Annotated in this window: 9 protein-coding genes; 4 read left to right on the top strand and 5 right to left on the bottom strand. The window is 66.8% G+C overall.

Going from position 1 to position 18647, the window contains the following annotated elements:
- Window positions 1-28: 28 nt before the first annotated feature.
- Together SP6_RS07425 and SP6_RS07420 are read right to left on the bottom strand one after the other, a co-directional pair.
- Window positions 29-577: a pseudouridine synthase gene (locus tag SP6_RS07425; protein ID WP_007403807.1), complete on the bottom strand. Its 549-nt coding sequence runs from the start codon at window positions 575-577 to the stop codon at window positions 29-31.
- Between the two features lie 329 nt (window positions 578-906).
- Window positions 907-2163, bottom strand: a complete 1257-nt coding sequence (locus SP6_RS07420; protein ID WP_007403871.1) for a cysteine dioxygenase — start codon at window positions 2161-2163, stop codon at window positions 907-909.
- A 267-nt stretch (window positions 2164-2430) separates the two neighbouring features.
- Between SP6_RS07420 and SP6_RS07415 the strand changes: the two genes are divergently transcribed.
- Both SP6_RS07415 and SP6_RS07410 read left to right on the top strand, forming a co-directional pair.
- Entirely contained in the window at window positions 2431-5391 is a 2961-nt protein-coding gene (locus tag SP6_RS07415; RefSeq protein ID WP_007403940.1) for a LodA/GoxA family CTQ-dependent oxidase, read from the top strand.
- Window positions 5388-6464 (top strand): NAD(P)/FAD-dependent oxidoreductase, encoded by a 1077-nt coding sequence (locus tag SP6_RS07410; RefSeq protein WP_042468794.1) that lies wholly within the window; start codon window positions 5388-5390, stop codon window positions 6462-6464. The genes SP6_RS07415 and SP6_RS07410 overlap by 4 nt, the downstream gene beginning before the upstream one ends.
- Before the next feature lies 1 nt (window position 6465).
- On the opposite strand, the gene SP6_RS20855 is transcribed toward SP6_RS07410, so the two are convergent.
- Together SP6_RS20855 and SP6_RS20040 are read right to left on the bottom strand one after the other, a co-directional pair.
- On the bottom strand, window positions 6466-6612 hold the full coding sequence (locus SP6_RS20855) for a hypothetical protein (protein ID WP_007403665.1): 147 nt from the start codon (window positions 6610-6612) through the stop codon (window positions 6466-6468).
- A gap of 129 nt (window positions 6613-6741) precedes the next feature.
- A complete protein-coding gene (locus tag SP6_RS20040) occupies window positions 6742-7272 on the bottom strand; it encodes a GNAT family N-acetyltransferase (RefSeq protein WP_007403915.1) in 531 nt (176 codons plus the stop codon).
- Between the two features lie 16 nt (window positions 7273-7288).
- On the opposite strand from SP6_RS20040, the gene SP6_RS07400 reads away from it, so the two are divergent.
- Entirely contained in the window at window positions 7289-7582 is a 294-nt protein-coding gene (locus SP6_RS07400) for a DUF6916 family protein (protein WP_007403885.1), read from the top strand.
- A gap of 52 nt (window positions 7583-7634) precedes the next feature.
- On the opposite strand, the gene SP6_RS07395 is transcribed toward SP6_RS07400, so the two are convergent.
- Complete coding sequence (locus SP6_RS07395; RefSeq protein WP_007403661.1) at window positions 7635-8216, bottom strand: phage tail protein; 582 nt, start codon at window positions 8214-8216, stop codon at window positions 7635-7637.
- A gap of 495 nt (window positions 8217-8711) precedes the next feature.
- On the opposite strand from SP6_RS07395, the gene SP6_RS07390 reads away from it, so the two are divergent.
- Complete coding sequence (locus SP6_RS07390) at window positions 8712-18341, top strand: putative Ig domain-containing protein (RefSeq protein ID WP_037567752.1); 9630 nt, start codon at window positions 8712-8714, stop codon at window positions 18339-18341.
- The last annotated feature ends 306 nt before the right edge of the window (window positions 18342-18647 follow it).

Raw genomic sequence — 18647 nt, 5'->3', positions numbered from 1 at the left:
ATAGGAGCGGCTGCCACCCTCGCCCAGGCTATACAGAGAGCTGCTCGAACCGGCCCGGCGCGATTCCGGCGACGGACCAGTCGCCGATCGACCAGCGGACGAGCCTCAGGGTGGGCAACCCGACCGCCGCCGTCATGCGACGCACTTGCCGGTTGCGCCCTTCGCGGATGGTGAGTTTCAGCCAGTTGTCGGGGATGGCCTTACGCTGGCGGATCGGCGGATCGCGCAGCCACAGGTCCGGCTCGTCGATACGAGCGACATCGGCAGGCAGGGTCATGCCATCCTTGAGCTGGACGCCCTGCCGCAAGCGCTCCAGTTCCGGCTCCTGCGGATCGCCTTCAACCTGCACGAGATAGGTCTTGGGCATCTTGAAGCGTGGATCGGCAATTCGTGCCTGCAGCCGCCCATCATCGCATAACAGCAGCAGGCCCTCGCTGTCCCGATCGAGCCTCCCGGCGGGATAGACGCCCTTCACCGCAATGAAATCCGACAATGTCGACCGAACCGTTGGCGATCCGCGGTCCGTGAATTGCGATAAGACCCCGAAGGGTTTGTTGAACAACAGCAGCCGGGCCATGCTGCGCCCATAGCGTTCGGCAGCGGCCATGTCTTCTGCCGCATGCCGCTATCCGACAGGCCCATAGGAAAGCTGTCGGGCGGCTTTCCTGTTTTCCCAACGAGAAGCGCCGCATTGAGCTGCACGCCTATTGCCATTGTAAACCATCCAAAATGATGGCCACCCGCAGCCGGTTTTATCGGTTCGGTCGAGGGCGGCATCACGATCCGATGGCTGCCGTCACAGCAAGACGCCGATTGCATCAGAACGGGGAGATCGAGGAATGGCCGCGCCCGGGCCTTCGGATCGCGATCACCACCTAATGAAGTGCGATGGAATCACGATACGCCTTATTTGGGGTGACGCCGATGCCATTCGGACTGCATTCGCTCCTTGAAAGACACATAGTCGTCGTCGGAATTGGGATCGAAATTGGCGATCTTCGCCTTGGCCAGATAATCGAAATAGGGCCAGTGCACCTCATTGGTCTCGGCATAGAGATAGCACTGGATCGTGATGCACGGCTCTTGCGCCCCGCGATTGATCAGTTTGTGGACCTGATTGAGGCGTGACGAGATCCACGCGACATCGTCCTTCTCGAAGACGGCGGTCGCGAAGGGGGCCTGATGATAGGGTGACAGCATGCGGTAGAGATCGACATTGATCTCGCCGTGCAGCACCTTGATCACCGCCTCCGCGCCGCCATGATTGTGGATGGGTGAGTAATGGCCGACCGGCCAGATTTCCATGACGAAGGGCACGCCGGGTGAATCGCCCTGATTCTGCCCGAGCGTGATGCGCAGATAGGTCTTGTCGGGATCGGGCGTGCCGAACTCCTCCGCCTTTCGCGCCAGCGTTTCATGGCACCAGCCTTGCGGATCGGCGATGCTTTCCTTGATCGCTTGCGCGAATTCGGGGAAGTCGGGCGTGTCGAGCCGGAACATCTCGCCGGCGACATTGTCGTAGAGCTGGCGGCAGGTCGGCGTCAGATTGCCCGGCACGGTGGCCTGGCCCTGCGCCATCATGTCCATCGTCATGCGGTCATGAACGACGACCTTCATCGGCACATCGGCGACCACCGGATCGCGCCAGATGTCGACCGAATCGCGGATCGACGCCGTCACCTCGACCCGGCGCGCCTCGCGCAGCCAGGCATAGGGGTCTTCGTCGTCGTCGGACGGTTTGCCCGCCAGCTGATATTCCGCGATCATGCAACCCAGCCGCATCTCGCCCTTGCCGTAGCGCAGCCGACGATTGTTATGATCGAAGCTGAACCAATAGGGGCAGCACGGATCGGGATCGAGGCCTAGGGTCAGGTCAGGTTCCAGCTCGACCTGCGGCGTGACCGGCCGCTGATGCCATTCGCCGTCGATCCGCTCGTGCAGCGTGACCCCGTTGAAATCGACATCCCAACGCAGCGCGGGCCGCCCCCAGCATTTGTTCTGGATGCTGACGCTGAACGGCGCCTTCTCAGCGATCATGAAGCCGACCGTCCCCTGGCCCAGCACGGGCAGGCGGATGAAATCCTCGAATTTCCCGTCCTGATCTTCGGGGGTCAGCAGCAGATGAGCGGGCACGCTCAGAAAATTCTCTTCCGCATGGCTCATCGCAAATCTCCCCAAGGTGGATGACTGATCATCATTCGTATTTTTTTAGGATCAGCATGACACTGCGCAACATCAGTGCAATAATCGATCGCGTCCGCTTCCGGATCTATATGCATAATATTGCTTATCTATTATATGTTAGTAAACTTATCATCCAGTTTGGATGTAAAACGTTAGCATAACAAAAATTCTGTCTCGACCTATCTTGCCGGCGACATCATTCGCGGCCAGTCTATCCGGCAAAACGGCATGGTGGGGGAATCAGATATGGAAAAAGAACTTCCTACTCCGAAATGTTTCGACAAGCCGGATCAGGCCACCGAACGGCTGACCGAAATGTTCGTCGATATCGGACAGGCACGCGATACCAAGCTGAACCCGCCCCCCGCCCAGCGCGCGGTCTTTCGCAAGCTGCACGGCGTCGCGCATGGCTGGCTGGAGCGTCATGCCGACATGCCCGAGGCGTGGCGTGTCGGCCTCTTCGCGCATGAGCGGCTGGAGGCCTGGATGCGCTTTTCCAGCGATACCGGCCCGACCGATCCCGATCTGGGCAGCATGTGCGGGATCGGGTTGAAGCTGTTCGGCGTCGACGGCCCGAACGCGCTGGGCGAGGAGGGCGCGACCGCCGACCTCATCATGCAGAATATCGACCGGTTCTTCCTCGATACCGCCAAGACGATGGTCGAGTTCACCTATGCCGGCGTCGTCCAGCATGATTACGACGCCTATCTGGCGAAGCATCCCGCGATCAACGCGGTGCTCAACGACATGAACGCGGCACGCGGATCGTGCCTGACCAACCGCTATTGGGCGATCCTGCCCTTCCATCTTGGTGACGAGCTGGTGAAATATCGGCTGGACCCGGAAACCCCGGCCGAGGACGTGCCCGACGACGGCAACGACTATCTGAAGACCGACCTGATCAACCGGCTGGCCGAGCGCGACTATCGCTTCACCCTGTCGGTGCAGCGGCGTACCAACGAAAAGACCATGCCGCTCGACGCCGCCAATGTCGTCTGGCCCGAGGAGGAGAGCCCCTATATCCCGGTCGCGACTCTGGTCATCCCGCGCCAGCGAGTCGATGCGCCGGGGCAGGCCGACTATGGCCAGAATCTGTCCTTCAACATCTGGCGCGTGCCGCACGCGAACCGGCCCAGCGACCAGTCGTCGATCGCGGTCGTCCGGCGCGGCGTCTATGCGGCGGGCGCGGCAATGCGCCAGCATGCCAATGGTCAGTTGACCAGCGACCCGCTGACCCCGCGCGTCGCGGCGGCCGCGCCCCCGGCCATCGAGCATGACAATTGCATCGTCCAGGCGGTGATCCATCCGGCGATCGGCATCGCGCGGGTCGGGACCAGCGACGAATATTTCTATGGTCCCGAAGTCACCGATCCGCAGCCACTGCCCGCCGGCAGCTACCGCGACGCGCATAAAAGGCTGAAGCGACAGGCCGCGCGCTTCCGCGTCTACGGCGTCAACGCACGTGGTGAGATCGTGCGCGAACTGACCGGCAAGGAGGCGGGCGCGACGGTCGAATGGCAGGTGCAACTCGCCAACCACAAGGCCGCCTGGTACGGCTTCCAGCTCGCGCTCGACATTCCCGAGGCCAATTACGCCCCGCCGACCACGCTGCGCAATCCGGGCGTGGCGGATCGCACGACGCTGGCGATCGAGGGCAAGAAGCGGGTGCTGAAGGGCGCCAACGTCAAGGCCAAGACGTTCGAGGGCAAGTTCATGGACATCCCCGTCTATCTGGGCGAGGCGACGACCGATGGCGAGCAGCGGCTGACGGTGCTCGGTGGCAAGGGCGTCTCGGCGAGCGTCGACGGCAGCGCCGCCATCACCTTCGCCAATAACGAAGGCTGGTATGACGATGTCTCCGATGGGCCGGTGACCGCCCGGGTCACGCTCGACGGTGAGGAGATCCAGGTGATCCCCGCCTGGGTCGTCGTCGCGCCACCCAATTACGGGCCGCAGCGCAAATCGGTGCGCACCATGTGGGATCTGATGCGCGATGTTGCGATCAAGGCAGGCAAGCTGCCTGCCCCGACCCGGCCATCCTTCGCGCGCGACATCCTGCCCATCTTTCAGCGGATGGAGGGGCTGCAATGGGTCAATGCGGGCTTTGCCGCCGGGTTCGGCTGGGACGGGGTGTTCGACCTGACGAGCGACACCGCGCTGGCGCGTCTGGGCAGCACCAGTCCGGCCTATCGTGAGCAGCGCCGGGTCATCTACAACAATTTCCGCAACTTTGACACCGACGCCAACTCGCCGGTGCCCTGGCCTTGGCTATACGGTGACGCGATGAACATCCCGCCGGTCGCCAGCCCGCGCCAGAATGCGGTGCTGAGCGACTGCCAGATGGCGATGCTGTGGCAATGGGCCGAGGGCAATTTCGACCCCGACCATGATCCCAAAAAGTGTCCGCCGGCCGCGATCGACGATCTGCCGGTCGCCGAACAGGGTGACATGCTGACCCGCGCGGCACTGGAATTCTGTCTGGCCGATGCGTTCCACCCCGGCTGCGAGATGACATGGCCGGTACGCACCGCGACTATGTACATGGCGCCGTTCCGCTTTCAGCATGCGCCCGAAGGCTGGGTTGCGCCGCGACCGAGCGAGGTGCTGACCCCCGATGACGTCACCATCCCCAACGGGCCGCTCTGTGGCCAGATGCCGGGTGGCATCACGCGGTGGATGGCGGTCCCGTGGCAGACCGACACCAGCAGTTGCCGGTCGGGCTACACCCCCGCTTATGACCCTTACGTCCCCACCTTCTGGCCGGCGCGCGTGCCCAACGAGGTGCTGACCAAGGAGAATTACGACATCGTCATGGACAAGTCCCGCCCCCTGGAGGAACGGCGCAAGGCGTTCGCCAATCGCGAGGCCTGGATCGAACCGCTGGGCGCGGACGGCTACACGCATCAGATCAACAACATGATCCACCATTTCGACTTTCTCGGCGTCGTCGAGGTTCGCGAAGGCCCTGGCGATCCGGAATTCCCCGCGACGATCGAGGTCGAGGATTATGCCCGGCTGATCACCCCCGAGCAGGAGAAGCTGACCGGGCCGCGCCTTCTGGGGGCGGCACCGCCGATGCGGGTCGCCCCGGCGGCAAGGCCCGGCCCCGTCGAGCGGCGCGGCACGCGGTCGGCGACCGAGGTCGATCTGTCCGGCATCGCGCTGGTCAATCGCTTTCCCAACGGACTGCCACCGCAGCGGCGATGAGCGAGCCTATCGTCGATGTCGTCATCATCGGTGCCGGGGCGGCGGGGGCGGCCGCCGCCTGCACGCTGGCGCCCTTCGCCAGTGTCGCGCTGATCGACCGGGTGGCGGTACCGGCCTGGCGGATCGGCGAAACGCTGCCCGGCGCGGCGCGGCGGGTGCTGACGGCGATCGGCGCGTTCGAGCGCTTTGCGGCGGCGGGGCACGGCATCGCGCCGCTCAAGGTCAGCCGCTGGGGCTCGGACGATCCGGCCGAACTGGATGCGATGCGCGATCCCGACGGCATGGGCTGGCGGATCGACCGCGCCCGGTTCGAAGCCGATCTGCGCGCGGATGCCAAAGTGCGCGGGGCCGCGTTCGTCGCCGCCTGTGTCGGGGACATACGTCGCCTCAAGGACGGATGGCATGTCACGCTCGACGACGGCATGTCGGTCTTTGCCCGGCGCCTGATCGATGCGAGCGGCCGGCGAACCTCGCTGATGCGCAAACATGGCCAGCGGCGCATGGTGATGGACCGGCTGGCCTGCGCCTATCAGCGCGTGCCGCAGCCTCAGGCTTCCGACACCACCACCTATATCGAAGCGTGCGCGGAGGGATGGTGGTACACCGCCATGCTGCCGGATGGGGATCGCATCGTCGCGTTCCATGGCGATTCGGGCGGGGCGGCCATGCGTGACGTCCTGACAACAGGGCCGTTGATGGCAGCCCGCTCGTTGCCAGAGTTGAAGGATGTGATCGGCCAAGTCGACCCATCTCAAGCGACGCCATCGATGCTGTGCGCCGCCAACAGCGTGGCTCGCAGCGCGGCAGGTGAGGGTTGGCTTGCCGCCGGCGACAGTGCGATCGCCCTGGACCCTCTATCATCCCAAGGCCTGTTCAACGCCCTGACGACGGGACTGGAGGCTGGGGAGGCCACGCTTGCCCTTCTCGATGGAGACGCCGCCGCGACCGGACGATACGCCACACGGATGGGCCGCATCTGGCAGGCCTATTGCCGTCACCATGCCCTTTATTACGGCATGGAACGCCGCTGGCGCAGCGCGCCGTTCTGGGCGCGTCGCATGGGGGTGGGCTGAGCTAGGCCGGTATCGTTACGCGAGGCGGCAGCGTCGGCACATGATCGATCAGCGTCCGGCGGCGCGTAACGATCATGCCCCCCGCATTCACCTCAGCGATGCCGCATGCCTTCTTGCCCAGATCCACACCGAGGATCACGACAGACATTGGTCCGTTCTTCCTCTCCACCACCTTCGGCACCATAACCGATGTCAGCGTAAGGCGCGGCCTAACCCATAGTGTCCGAAGTCGGAAAGCGGAGGGCGGATGCCTGATCCTGTCGCCTTTGGTATTTGTCTATCCGATACTCCACATCAGTCGGAAATGAGTGCCGCTGTCTCCGCCAGCGGGCCCGAACCCTGCCCGATGGTAAAAGGCTTGCGCCCGGGCATTGTCGCGGGCGACTTCCAATAGAATCGCGGCACCGGCACGGGCGGCTTCGTCTTTCACGGCATTCAAGACGGCGCGCCCGATCCCGAGACCCTGTGCGTCGACCACCAGCGCGAAGTCGACGATCTGCCAGGGCCGAGCGTCCCGGTTCAGGCATATCCGCCCGACCGCCACGCCATCGGTGATGATCATGCGCCGATCGGCGCCGGGATGGGTGGCCGCGATATGGCGTTCCTGAAGGCGATGCTGCTGGTCGAGCAGGGGAGCGAGCAAGGCGGCGGGAAGGTCGAAACCGGGCGGCGCGCGCCAGTGGCTGGCATGGGCGCGACGGATCACCGCCGCGTCGGCTGGGCACTCGTCACGGAATGTGATCCTATCCGGTTTCATATCCTGGTGGGTCATCTTGCCGTGATTATCCCGATCGTCGATGATGGTCATGGAGAGAGGACCATTTATGCGCTTGATGACCCCGGAAGATTTCCTGCCCTGGGTGGGCAAGACGGTGAAGGTGAACACCCTGCCCGAAGCGGTCGAGTTGCGGCTGGACCGGGTCGAGACGACGCCGAGATTGCCGGGTGGACTGGATTTCCGGCAACCCTTCTCGCTATTCTTCGAGGCGCCGATGAACGTCGTACTGCTCGATCTGGCCTATGAGTTCGACTGTGGGCGGGGCGGGCCGCACAGCATCTTCATCAGCCAGCGCCCGCCGCTGCGCGACCGCCGCGTCTATCAGGCGGTGTTCAACTGATCGCTGGGTGGCCGGCACCGTGTCCCAAAGGGCAACGGTGCCGGCCGGTCGGTCAATCGCGCGGGGGGTAAATGCCCTGCAGGCAGATGACCGCGTTCATCGCCAGATAGGGCTGCATGATCGACATGGGCTGGTTTCCGCCGGCGATCCCGGTCGTGCCCGCCGGAGTGCCGGCCAGATTCACTGTCGTGGTGCCCACTCCCGCCGGAACATAGATCGCGGCACCGGTGGCGTTCGGATCGATGAGGTTGCCCAGACGTGCACCGGCGCTAGCCGTGGCCGAGCTGTCATCACCCGTGTTGTCGGTGACCACGGCCATGCCGGGCTGCGCCGGAAACGCATGGACGTGCGCGGGCATCTGCGTGGTGAGGATGGTGGTCTGCTCGGTGCCCGCCGTTTCGCCCGCCTGATAATTGTGGCTGACCCCCGGTGCTTGGCCGGTGCCGACGGGGACGCGCCCGCCCAGATGAGGCAGCCCGAACGTGGTGCTGCCGTTGCCACCATAAGTGACGCCGAGCAGGGCGAAGACCGCGTTATATTGTGAGACGTTGAGAATTTGGCCCTGGCATAATGACCAACCGTAGGGGGCATAGCTGCCTGCGGTGAACATCACGTATCCGATATATGCTTCCATGTCCGCTCCCTTGAGAGCGCGCCCTTCGCCATGTCGAGGCACGCCACCTCATTGTTGACCGGACGAAACCGTAAAACAAATCCATAATGGTTCTATATGGCAAATATAAATTGTCCAAAATGGGCTGTTGTTCTGACCATTATCTTATGAATCGGATGCGTAACAAATTTTCAAACGGTATTTTGGGAGTGATATATATTAATATTGCCCTGGAAAAGGACGGTGATCTGTCTCATTTGTGAATTAGGGTCTTTAAAATATTGACTCTATTTTGATTCTGGCGTCCGGTGAAGCATTCGTCACCGATCGGTGATGTCTTGGGGGCGAGCCGGGGGGCTATAGATCATGTTTGGCGCGTTTGTTCGTGCGCTTGGCCGTGTCGTGAAGGCGGGCACCATTATAGATACGGTGCCGGCGCAAGCATCGTCGACGGGTCTGTACGTGGCTGCGCGCGCGGATGTCGCATCGCGTCCCTCATGCGGGGTCGTGCGACCGATGATCGCGCTGTCGGCGCTTGCCATCGCGGCGATGCCCTGTGCGGCGGCTGCGGAGAGCGCGGCTTGCACGGCGATCAATAATGGCGAACTGAATTACTCCGCCAACTTCAGTTCGACCACGGCTGCGCCTAGCCCTGCGGGCCGTACTGCCGGCATTGCTGCCACCGCCTCGGGTATCCGATCCGCATCCTATACTGCGACCACCGGCACCTATCAGGCCACCTATGCCGGTTTCAGTCCGACGCTGTATGATTTCGACGCGAACGAGCAGATCACGTTCACCGTGCGGACGATCAGTGTGTCGGGAAGCAGCTTTCGGGCGTTTTTCCCGGTTTCCAACACCACGCCCGGATCGGCTACAAGCGCGCCCGGCATTTTGCTCGCCTCGGTCGGGACCATAACGCAAACCTTGACGACGGACGCAGGGACCAACGCGATCCTCGCGCGGATTCAGCGCGGTTCGACCGCCGACACCGGTTCGTTCACCATGACCGCCACTTGCGTCGGTACGCCGCCCCCGGCGATCTCCAGCATCGCGCCGACCTCCGGCCCGGCGGCCGGGGGGACCTCGATCACCATCAACGGCAGCAACTTCACCGGCGTCGATCAGGTACGGTTCGACACCAGCCTCGTATCCGTCACCCCGACATCGGACACGCAGATCACCGTGGCCGCGCCCGCGCATGCGGCGGGCCCCGTCGGTGTCGCGGTGCTGAAGAACGGAGCCGCTTCGGCGGTGTTCAACAGCTATACCTACATTGCCGCGCCGAGCGTGACGTCGGTCGCCCCCGCCTCGGGCGGTGCGGCGGGCGGCAACAGCGTGACCGTGACCGGCACCGGTTTCACGGGCGCGACCGCCGTCAGTTTCGGCGGCAGTCCGGCGGCCAGCTTCACCGTCAACAGCGCGACGCAGATCACCGCGACCGCGCCCGCCGGATCGGGCACCGTCAATGTGACGGTCACCACTCCGGGCGGCACCTCGGCGACCGGGGCGGGCAACCAGTATCGCTATGTCGCCGCACCGACGATCAGCGCGATCTCGCCGACCGGCGGGTCGAGCGGGGGCGGCACGCCGGTGACGATCACCGGCACCGACTTCGTCAGCGGCAACAGCTATAGCGCCAGCTTCGGCGCGACGACGGTCCCGGCGACCTATGCCAGCGCGACGACGCTGACCGCGACCGCGCCGGCGGGGGCCGGCACCGTGGCGGTTGGCGTGACCGACACCACCACCGGCCAAACAAGTACCGGCAGCGTCAACTACACCTATGCCGCGCCGACCGTGACCGCGCTGAGCGTGACCTCGGGGCCGGCCAATGCGTCACGCGCCGTGACGATCACCGGCACCAATTTCACACCCACCGCAACCGTTTCGGTCGGTGGCACCGCCGCGACCGGCGTCAGCTATGTCAGTGCGACCCAACTCAGCGCGACCTTGCCGGCCAAGGCGGCGGGCACCTATGACGTGCTGGTCACCACCGGCAGCGTGACGAGCGCGACTGGCCCGGCCTCGCAATATAGCTATATCGCGGCACCGACGATCACGAGCGCGACGCCAAGTTCGGGATCGACCGCCGGCGGCACCAGCGTGACGATCACCGGCACCGGCCTGACCGGCGCGAGCGCGGTGACCTTTGGCGGCAATGCGGCGACGAGCTTCACCGTCACCGGCGATACCCAGATCACGGCGGTGACCCCTGCGGGCGGCGCCGGTGCAACGTCCGTCGCGGTCACCACGCCGGGCGGCACCGCCACGCTGGCGAACGGCTATAGCTATGTCGTGCTCAACCCGCCCGCCGTGACCACGCAGCCGGCGAGCCAGACGGTCGCGGTCGGCGCGACCGCCAGCTTCACCGCCGGCGCCTCGGGCAGTCCGTCGCCCAGCGTCCAGTGGCAAGTGTCGAGCGACAGTGGTGCCAGCTTCACCAATATCGCCGGCGCGACCGCCGCTACCTATACCACCCCCGCGACTACAGCGGGCGACAATGGCCGCCAGTACCGCGCGGTCTTCACCAACAGCCAGGGCAGCGCGACCAGCAGCGCCGCGACCCTGACCGCCATCCAGGCGCCGACCGCCAACGCGCGCAGCGTGACCGCCACCTTCAACACCGCGACCGCCGTGACGCTGACGGGCAGCGACCCGAACACACCGGCCCGGACGCTGACCTATGCTATCGGCACCCCGCCGACACATGGCACGCTGAGCGGTACCTTGCCCAACCTCACCTATACGCCGGCCGCCAATTATATCGGGACGGACAGCTTCACCTTCACCGTCTCCAACGGTCTCGCGACCTCCAGCGCCGCGACGGTGACGATCACCGTGGCGGGGCCGCCCGCGCCGGCCGCGCCCGTGCTGACCAGCCCGGCCAATGGATCGACGCTCAATACGGCGACGCCGATCGTGACCGGCGTCACCGCGAGCGGCACGACGGTCGAGGTCTTCATCGACGGTACGCTCAACGGCAACGCGAGCGTTTCGGGCGGCAATTTCACCTACACCGTGGCGAGCGCGCTGGGCCAAGGATCGCACAGCGTCTATGCGGTCGCCTCGGCCTTGGGGGTGGCGTCGGCACCCTCGAACACCAATGCCTTCGCCATCGACACGGTCGCGCCCGCCGCGCCGGTCATCACTGCCCCCGCCAATGGCGCGACGCTGGCCAATCGGCGGCCGGCGATCACCGGCACGGCGGAAAGCAATGCCAGCCTCGCGATCCGGATCAACGGGGCGGCGGCCGGCACGACCTCCGCGACGGCGGGCGGCACGTACAGCTATGCGCCGGGGGCCGATCTGCCGCTGGGGTCCAACACGGTCTCGGTCACCGCGACCGACGCGGCGGGTAATGCCTCGTCGCCCGCAACCAACAGCTTCACCATCGTCGCGCTCCCTACGGTCAGCGCGGTGACCCCGGCCGAGGGCGGCACGGCGGGCGGCACGACGATCACCGTCACCGGCAACAACTTCACCAGCGATGCCAGCGTGACGGTAGGCGGCACGCCCGCGACCGGCGTCTCGGTGGCCAGCGCCACCCGCCTGACCGCCGTCACCCCGACGGGCACCGCAGGACCCGCGACGGTGCAGGTTACCAACACGGCCGGCGTCAGCGCGACCAATGGCAGCTTCACCTATATCGGCGCACCGACCGCGACCGCGCAGACCGTGTCGACCGCGTTCCAGACCGCGCGAAGCATCGTCCTGGCGGGCACCGACGCCAATACGCCCGCGCGCCCGCTGAGCTATGCGATCACCGCCGCGCCGGCCCGAGGCACGCTGAGCGGCACGGCGCCGAACCTGACCTATACGCCCGCCGCCGGCGTGCGGGGCACCGACAGCTTCACCTTCACCGCCAGCAACGGGGTCAGCACCTCCGCGCCCGCGACGGTGACCGTGACGATCGGCGACCCGACGCTGACCATCGCCGCGCCGCCTGCGAGCGGGACTGTGGGCACGCCCTATACCGCCACCCTGACCACGACCGGCGGCACCGCGCCCTATAGCTACGCGGTGACGGCGGGCGCCTTGCCCACCGGCCTGACGCTGGCGGCCAGCGGCACCCTGTCGGGCGAGCCGGCAAGCGCCGGCAATTTCGCTTTCACCGTCACGGCCGAAGACTCGACCGGCGGCAGTCCGCCGGTGCGTCAGTCGCAGGCCTTCACCATCACGATCGGGCGGGGCGCGCAGACCGTGCGCTTCACCTCGACCCCGCCGGCCGGCGCGATCGTCGGCGGGACCTATCTCGTCGCCGCGAGTGCCAGCTCGGGGCTGACCCCGGCGATCGCCATCGATACGGGCGCGCGCGCCATCTGCTCGATCACGGGCAACAGCGTGCGCTTCGATCAGGTCGGTACCTGCGTGATCACCGCCAGCCAGGCGGGCGACACGAGCTTCGACCCCGCTCCCGCCGTGCAGCAAAGCATCGCCATCGGCGCGCCGACGATCACCGTCAGCCCCGCCACCGTGCCCACGCCGCAGGTCGGCATCGCCTATAGCCAGCGCTTCACCGCCAGCGGCGGCACCGCGCCGTACAGCTTCGCAGTGACCGCCGGCGCGCTGCCCACCGGGCTGACGCTGGCGAACGACGGCACGCTGTCGGGTACGCCGAGCGCGGCGGGGAGCTTCACCTATACGATCACCGCGACGGACAGTGCGAGCGGCAGCAGCGCGCCCTTTGTCGGCCAGGCCAACTATACGACCAGCGTCCAGCCGCCGGTGCTGACGCTGTCGCCCGCCGCGAACACGACCACCTCGACCGCGCTGCCCGCCGCGACCGGCGGTATGGCTTATACGCAGACCATCACCACCAGCGGCGGCATCGCGCCGTACAGCTACAGCGTCGTGGGCGGAGCCCTGCCGCCCGGGCTGACGCTGGCATCCGGCGGTGTGATCTCGGGCACGCCAAGCGCGGCGGGGACGTTCGACGTCCGCATCGGCGCGACCGACAGCGGGGCGTTCTCCGTCGAAGGGCTGTACGCCATCACCGTTGCCGCGCCGACCATCGTGGTGACTCCGTCGACCCTGCCGCCCGCGAGCGTCGGTCAGGCGTACGACCAGACGCTCGCCGCCAGCGGCGCGGGCGATCGTTATAGCTATACGGTGGTGACCGGCGCCCTGCCGGCGGGCGTAACGCTGACCAGTGACGGCCGCCTTGCCGGCACGCCGACCGCCGGCGGCAGCTTCGCCTTCACGCTGCGCGCGACGAATGCGGCAGGCTTCACCGGCGAGCGCGCCTATACGCTGACGGTGGCGACCGCGACGGTGACGCTGGCTCCAGCGAGCTTGCCAGCGGGGGCGTCGGGCATGGCCTATAGCGAGACGCTGTCCGCTACGGGTGGCAACGCGCCGTACAGCTATGCGGTGACCGCAGGGGCCTTGCCGACGGGTGTGACATTGTCGAGCAGCGGTGCACTGGCGGGTACACCGACCCAGTCGGGCAGCTTCACCTTCAGCATCACGGCGACCGACAGTTCGACCGGCTCGGGGCCGTACAGCGCGACTCGCAGCTATACGCTGGTTATCGCCGCGCCGGCGCTGACCCTGGCTCCGGCCACCCTGGCCAATGCGACGGTTGGTACGGCGTATAGCCAAGCGCTGACGGCGAGCGGCGGCACCGCGCCGTACAGCTACGCGATTAGCGCCGGCACGCTGCCGGCAGGTGTCACGCTCGGTACCAATGGTACCCTGAGCGGCACGCCGACCTCTGGCGGCAGCTACAGCTTCACGGTCACGGTGACCGATGCGACAGCCACCGCCAATGGTGGACCTTACACGGCCAGCCGTGGCTATATGCTGACGGTGGCGGCCGCGACGGTGGCGTTCGGTCAGGCCAGCCTGCCGGCGGGGGTGTCGGGCGCAACCTATAGCGAGACGCTGTCGGCGACTGGCGGCACCGCGCCCTACGCCTACGCCGTGACGGCAGGTGCGCTACCGGCGGGTGTGACGCTGTCGAGCAGCGGGACGCTCTCGGGCACGCCGACCCAGTCGGGGAGTTTCGTCTTCAGTGTGACCGCAACCGACAGCTCGACCGGTTCGGGGCCGTACAGCGCGACGCGCAGCTATACCCTTAGCATAGCCGCGCCGACGCTGACGCTGGCCCCAGCGGCGCTGACCAATGCGACGGTTGGTTCGGCTTATAGCGCCTCGCTGACGGCAAGTGGTGGAACCGCGCCGTATAGCTATGCGGTCACCGTCGGCACGTTGCCGACCGGTGTGACGCTCGGCACCAACGGTACGTTGCGTGGTACGCCGACAGCTGGCGGCAGCTACAGCTTCACGGTCACGGTGACCGACGCGACAGCCACCGCCAATGGCGGGCCCTATACGATCGCGCGCAACTATACGCTGACCGTGGCGACCGCGACCGTGGCGCTGGCACCGACGAATGTGCCGGCGGGTGCGTCGGGCACGGCCTATAGCCAGACGCTGTCGGCGAGCGGCGGCACTGCGCCGTACAGCTATGCCGTCACGGCAGGGGCCTTGCCGGCAGGGGTGACGTTGTCGAGCAATGGTATGCTGGCGGGGACGCCGACCCAGTCGGGAAGTTTCCATTTCAGCGTCACCGCGACCGACAGCTCGACGGGCTCTGGGCCATATAGCGCAACGCGCAGCTATACGCTCAGCATCGCCGCACCAGCGCTGACGCTCGATCCGGCGGCTTTGGCCAATGCGACGGTCGGTGCGGCTTACAGCCAGGCGCTGACGGCGAGCGGCGGTACTGCGCCGTATAGCTATGCGGTGACCACTGGTACGTTGCCGACCGGTGTGACGCTCAGCACTAACGGTACGCTGAGTGGTACGCCGACGGCCGGCGGTAGCTACACCTTCACCGTGACCGCGACCGATGCGACCGTGGCCAGCAATGGCGGACCATACACCGCAAGCCGCAGCTATACGTTGAACGTTGCGACCGCGACGGTGGCGTTCGGTCAGGCCAGCCTGCCGGCGGGGGTGTCGGGTGCGGCCTATAGCGAGGCGTTATCGGCTACGGGTGGTACCGCACCCTACAGCTATGCTGTCACGGCAGGGGCGTTGCCGACAGGGGTGACGCTGTCGAGCAATGGCATGCTGGCGGGGACGCCGACGCAGTCGGGCAGCTTCACCTTCAGCATCACCGCGACCGACAGTTCGACCGGTTCGGGTCCGTATCGTGCAACGCGCAGCTACACGCTCAGCATTGCGGCGCCGGCATTGGCGCTCGATCCGGCGGCGCTGGCCAATGCGACGGTCGGGGCGGCTTATAGCCAAGCAGTGACCGCGACTGGTGGGACGGCACCGTATAGCTATGCCGTCACCGCCGGTGCGTTGCCGGCGGGGATCGGCCTTGCCACCAATGGCGCGTTGAGCGGCACGCCGACCGCCGGTGGCAGCTACAGCTTCACCATCACCGCGACCGATGCGACCGCGACCGGCAATGGCGGGCCTTATACCACCGTGCGCGGCTATACCTTGGTCGTGGCGGCCGCGAGTGTGGCGGTCGGGCCGGCGAGCCTGCCCGATGGGCGCTACGAGGCGGCCTATAAGCAGGCGCTGACCGCATCGGGGGGCACCGCGCCCTATCGCTATGCCGTCACCGATGGCGCGTTGCCGGCGGGGGTGACGCTGGCGGCCGATGGCACGCTGAGCGGGACGCCGAGCGCGTTCGGGCGCTTCGCCTTCACCGTGACCGCGACCGACAGCTCGACGGGGGCGGGGCCGTATAGCGGGGCCAAGGCCTATAGCCTGGTCATCGCCGCACCCGACGTGCCGGTCGCGGCCAATGTCAGCCTGGCGGTCGGTTACGGCGCGGCGGCCACGGCGGTTCCGCTGAAGGTGAGCGGCGGTGCGGCGACTGGTGTCGCGATCGCCAGCGCGCCCGCGCACGGCACCGCGACCGTCAACGGCACCGCGATCAGCTACACGCCGGCGGCCGGCTATGCCGGGGCCGACAGCTTCACCTACACCGCATCCAATGCGGGCGGCGCCTCGGCCCCCGCGACGGTCAGCATCACCGTCGCGCAGCCGAGCTTGGCGCTGACCCCGACGACGCTGCCGGCGGGCCAGGAGGACGTCGCCTATAGCCAGCAGCTGACCACCAGCGGCGGCACCGCGCCCTATGCCTATGCCGTCACCGCCGGGCGGCTGCCGGCCGGGGTGACGCTATCGCCGGGCGGGTTGCTGGCGGGCACGCCGCAGGAGAGCGGCCGCTATAATGTGACCGTCACCGCGACCGACAGCTCGTCGGGCAACGGCCCCTTCACGGCCACCAATGCCTATACGCTGGACATCGCGCTGCCGGCCCCACCGGTCGCGCGGCCCGGCTCGGCTGCGACAAGCACCGCCACCACGACGCAAAACGGCGCGGTCGCCATCGACCTGTCGGCGCTGATCACCGGCGACTATCGCCAGATCCGCATCACCGCCCAGCCGCAGCACGGCACGGTGTCGATCGACGCGCGCCAGCAGGACGTGACCGAGACGAACCAGCGCATCACCGTCACCTATACCCCCGAACCGGGTTATATCGGCGAGGACGGCTTCGGCTATGTCGCGATCGGCGCGGGCGGTACTTCCAACGAGGCGCGCGTCGCGGTGACGGTGAAGGGCAGCGCGCCCGTCGCCCCGGCGGTCAAGGCCAGCGTCACCAACGGCCAGACCCAGATCGTCGACCTGACCGGCGGGGCGATCGGCGGGCCGTTCCTGGGGGCGACCATCGTCTCGGTCACGCCGGCGGACGGGGTCGAGGCGACGCTCGTCGAAAGCGGCAGTACCGGCGATCGCCGCTATCAGTTGCGCATCACCCCGCGCGGCCGGTTCAGCGGCTCCGCGACCGTCCGCTACACGCTGACCAATGCCTATGGCACCTCGGCCCCCGCTGCGGTCAGCGTCAGCGTGGTGCAGCGCGCCGATCCGTCGCAGGACGCGACCGTCACGGGCATCTCGGCCGCGCAGGCCGAAGCGACGCGCCGCTTCGCCCAGGCTCAGCTCGACAATTTCCAGCGCCGCAACGAGCAGTTGCACAATGGCGGCGCGGGCAGCGTCGGCCGGCCGATGGGGGTCAATATCTCGGGCGGCAACAGCTATGGCGGGCGCGATCCCAACACCGGCATGGCCGCGACCGATCTGGCGATGCTGAAGTCGGATCATGCGACCGCAGTCATGGGTCGCGAGCGTGCGGCGGGCATGATGACCTATGACCGCGACGGTCGGGCGATGCCGGTGGCAGGGCTGGCCGGCGCGCGCAGCGACCGGGCCATGGGCCAGACGATGGCGGGCGATCCGGCCACGCGCACCGAGACCGGTGAGGCCGAGGCGGTCGAGGGCGTGGGCCGCTCGGTCGGATCGACCGCGATCTGGTCGGGCGGCGCGATTGCGCTGGGGACCCAGGATGCGACGCGCGGGCGTGGCAAGCTGACCGTCTCGACCGGAGGCCTCAGCAGCGGCGTCGACGTGAAGCTCTCCGAGGCGCTGACCGTCGGTATCGGCGGCGGCTATGGCGGCGAGCGGGCCAAGGTCGGCAAGGATCAGGGCCGGGTCGACAGCAATAGCTGGATGGGTGCGGTCTATGGCAGCGTCGCGCCGGCGGACGGCCTGTTCCTCGACGGCGTCGCCGGGGCAGGGCGACTGTCCTTCGATACGATCCGCAATGTCACCGGCGGCGACGCCGTCGCGCGGGGCCATCGGGGGGGATCGATGCTGTTCGGCTCGCTGACCGGCGGGTTCGATCGGACCAGCGGCACCCATGCCCTGTCCGCCTATGGCCGGATCGACTATCTGTCGGCCGATCTCGATCGCTATACGGAGACCGGGGCGGGCAATGCCAATCTGGTGTTCGACGGCCGCAGGCTGACCTCGCTGTCGAGCGTACTGGGCCTGCGCGGATCGCTCGTCACCGGACGCTTCGTACCGCGCGTGCGCGCCGAGTGGCGGCACGAGTTCAAGAATGGCGGTATCCAGGCGCTCGACTATGCCGATCTGGGCGGGTTCAACTATGCCATTCGCGGCGATGGCTGGACGCGCGACAATTATGCAATCGAGCTGGGTACCGATTATGTCTTCGACAATGGCTGGCGGATCGGCTTCGACTTGGGCGGCGCGCTGGGCCAAGGCAGCCGCTATGCGACGGAGAAGATCACGATCCGCAAGCAGTTCTGATCGGTCAGGACCGATTGCGGGGCGTGCCGGCCAAGATGGTACGCCCCGCAATCGCCGGCTGTTGCGATCGGCGCGTCGGGGAACCCTCGCACTATGGCCGGCAGCGAACGGTGCGGACCGGAAAATCAGGCCGTCGGATGATATGGCTGGGCGCATGACGGCGGAATCGGATTATCGGGGGCGGCCGGCGCCAGCCTCGCGAAGCAGCCTTCGCCATCCTGTTACGGACTGCTCGGCCGGCACAGCGATCAGGACATGGTTGTCGAGATCAGGTTGCTCAAAATTCTACGTGGAGCACTGCGGTCA

The organism is Sphingomonas paucimobilis NBRC 13935, assembly GCF_000739895.2.
GTDB lineage: Bacteria > Pseudomonadota > Alphaproteobacteria > Sphingomonadales > Sphingomonadaceae > Sphingomonas > Sphingomonas paucimobilis.
The sequence above is the reverse complement of the archived record's forward strand: the minus strand, read 5'-3'. Positions and strand labels throughout refer to the sequence as shown.

Bases quoted from the DNA above. Each gene is read 5' to 3' on its own strand.
- SP6_RS07420 (WP_007403871.1), bottom strand. From the start codon at position 2,163: ATGAGCCATGCGGAAGAGAATTTTCTGAGCGTGCCCGCTCATCTGCTG.
- SP6_RS07425 (WP_007403807.1), bottom strand. From the start codon at position 577: ATGGCCCGGCTGCTGTTGTTCAACAAACCCTTCGGGGTCTTATCGCAA.
- SP6_RS07390 (WP_037567752.1), top strand. From the start codon at position 8,712: ATGATCGCGCTGTCGGCGCTTGCCATCGCGGCGATGCCCTGTGCGGCG.
- SP6_RS07395 (WP_007403661.1), bottom strand. From the start codon at position 8,216: ATGGAAGCATATATCGGATACGTGATGTTCACCGCAGGCAGCTATGCC.
- SP6_RS07410 (WP_042468794.1), top strand. From the start codon at position 5,388: ATGAGCGAGCCTATCGTCGATGTCGTCATCATCGGTGCCGGGGCGGCG.
- SP6_RS07400 (WP_007403885.1), top strand. From the start codon at position 7,289: ATGCGCTTGATGACCCCGGAAGATTTCCTGCCCTGGGTGGGCAAGACG.
- SP6_RS20040 (WP_007403915.1), bottom strand. From the start codon at position 7,272: ATGACCATCATCGACGATCGGGATAATCACGGCAAGATGACCCACCAG.
- SP6_RS20855 (WP_007403665.1), bottom strand. From the start codon at position 6,612: ATGTCTGTCGTGATCCTCGGTGTGGATCTGGGCAAGAAGGCATGCGGC.
- SP6_RS07415 (WP_007403940.1), top strand. From the start codon at position 2,431: ATGGAAAAAGAACTTCCTACTCCGAAATGTTTCGACAAGCCGGATCAG.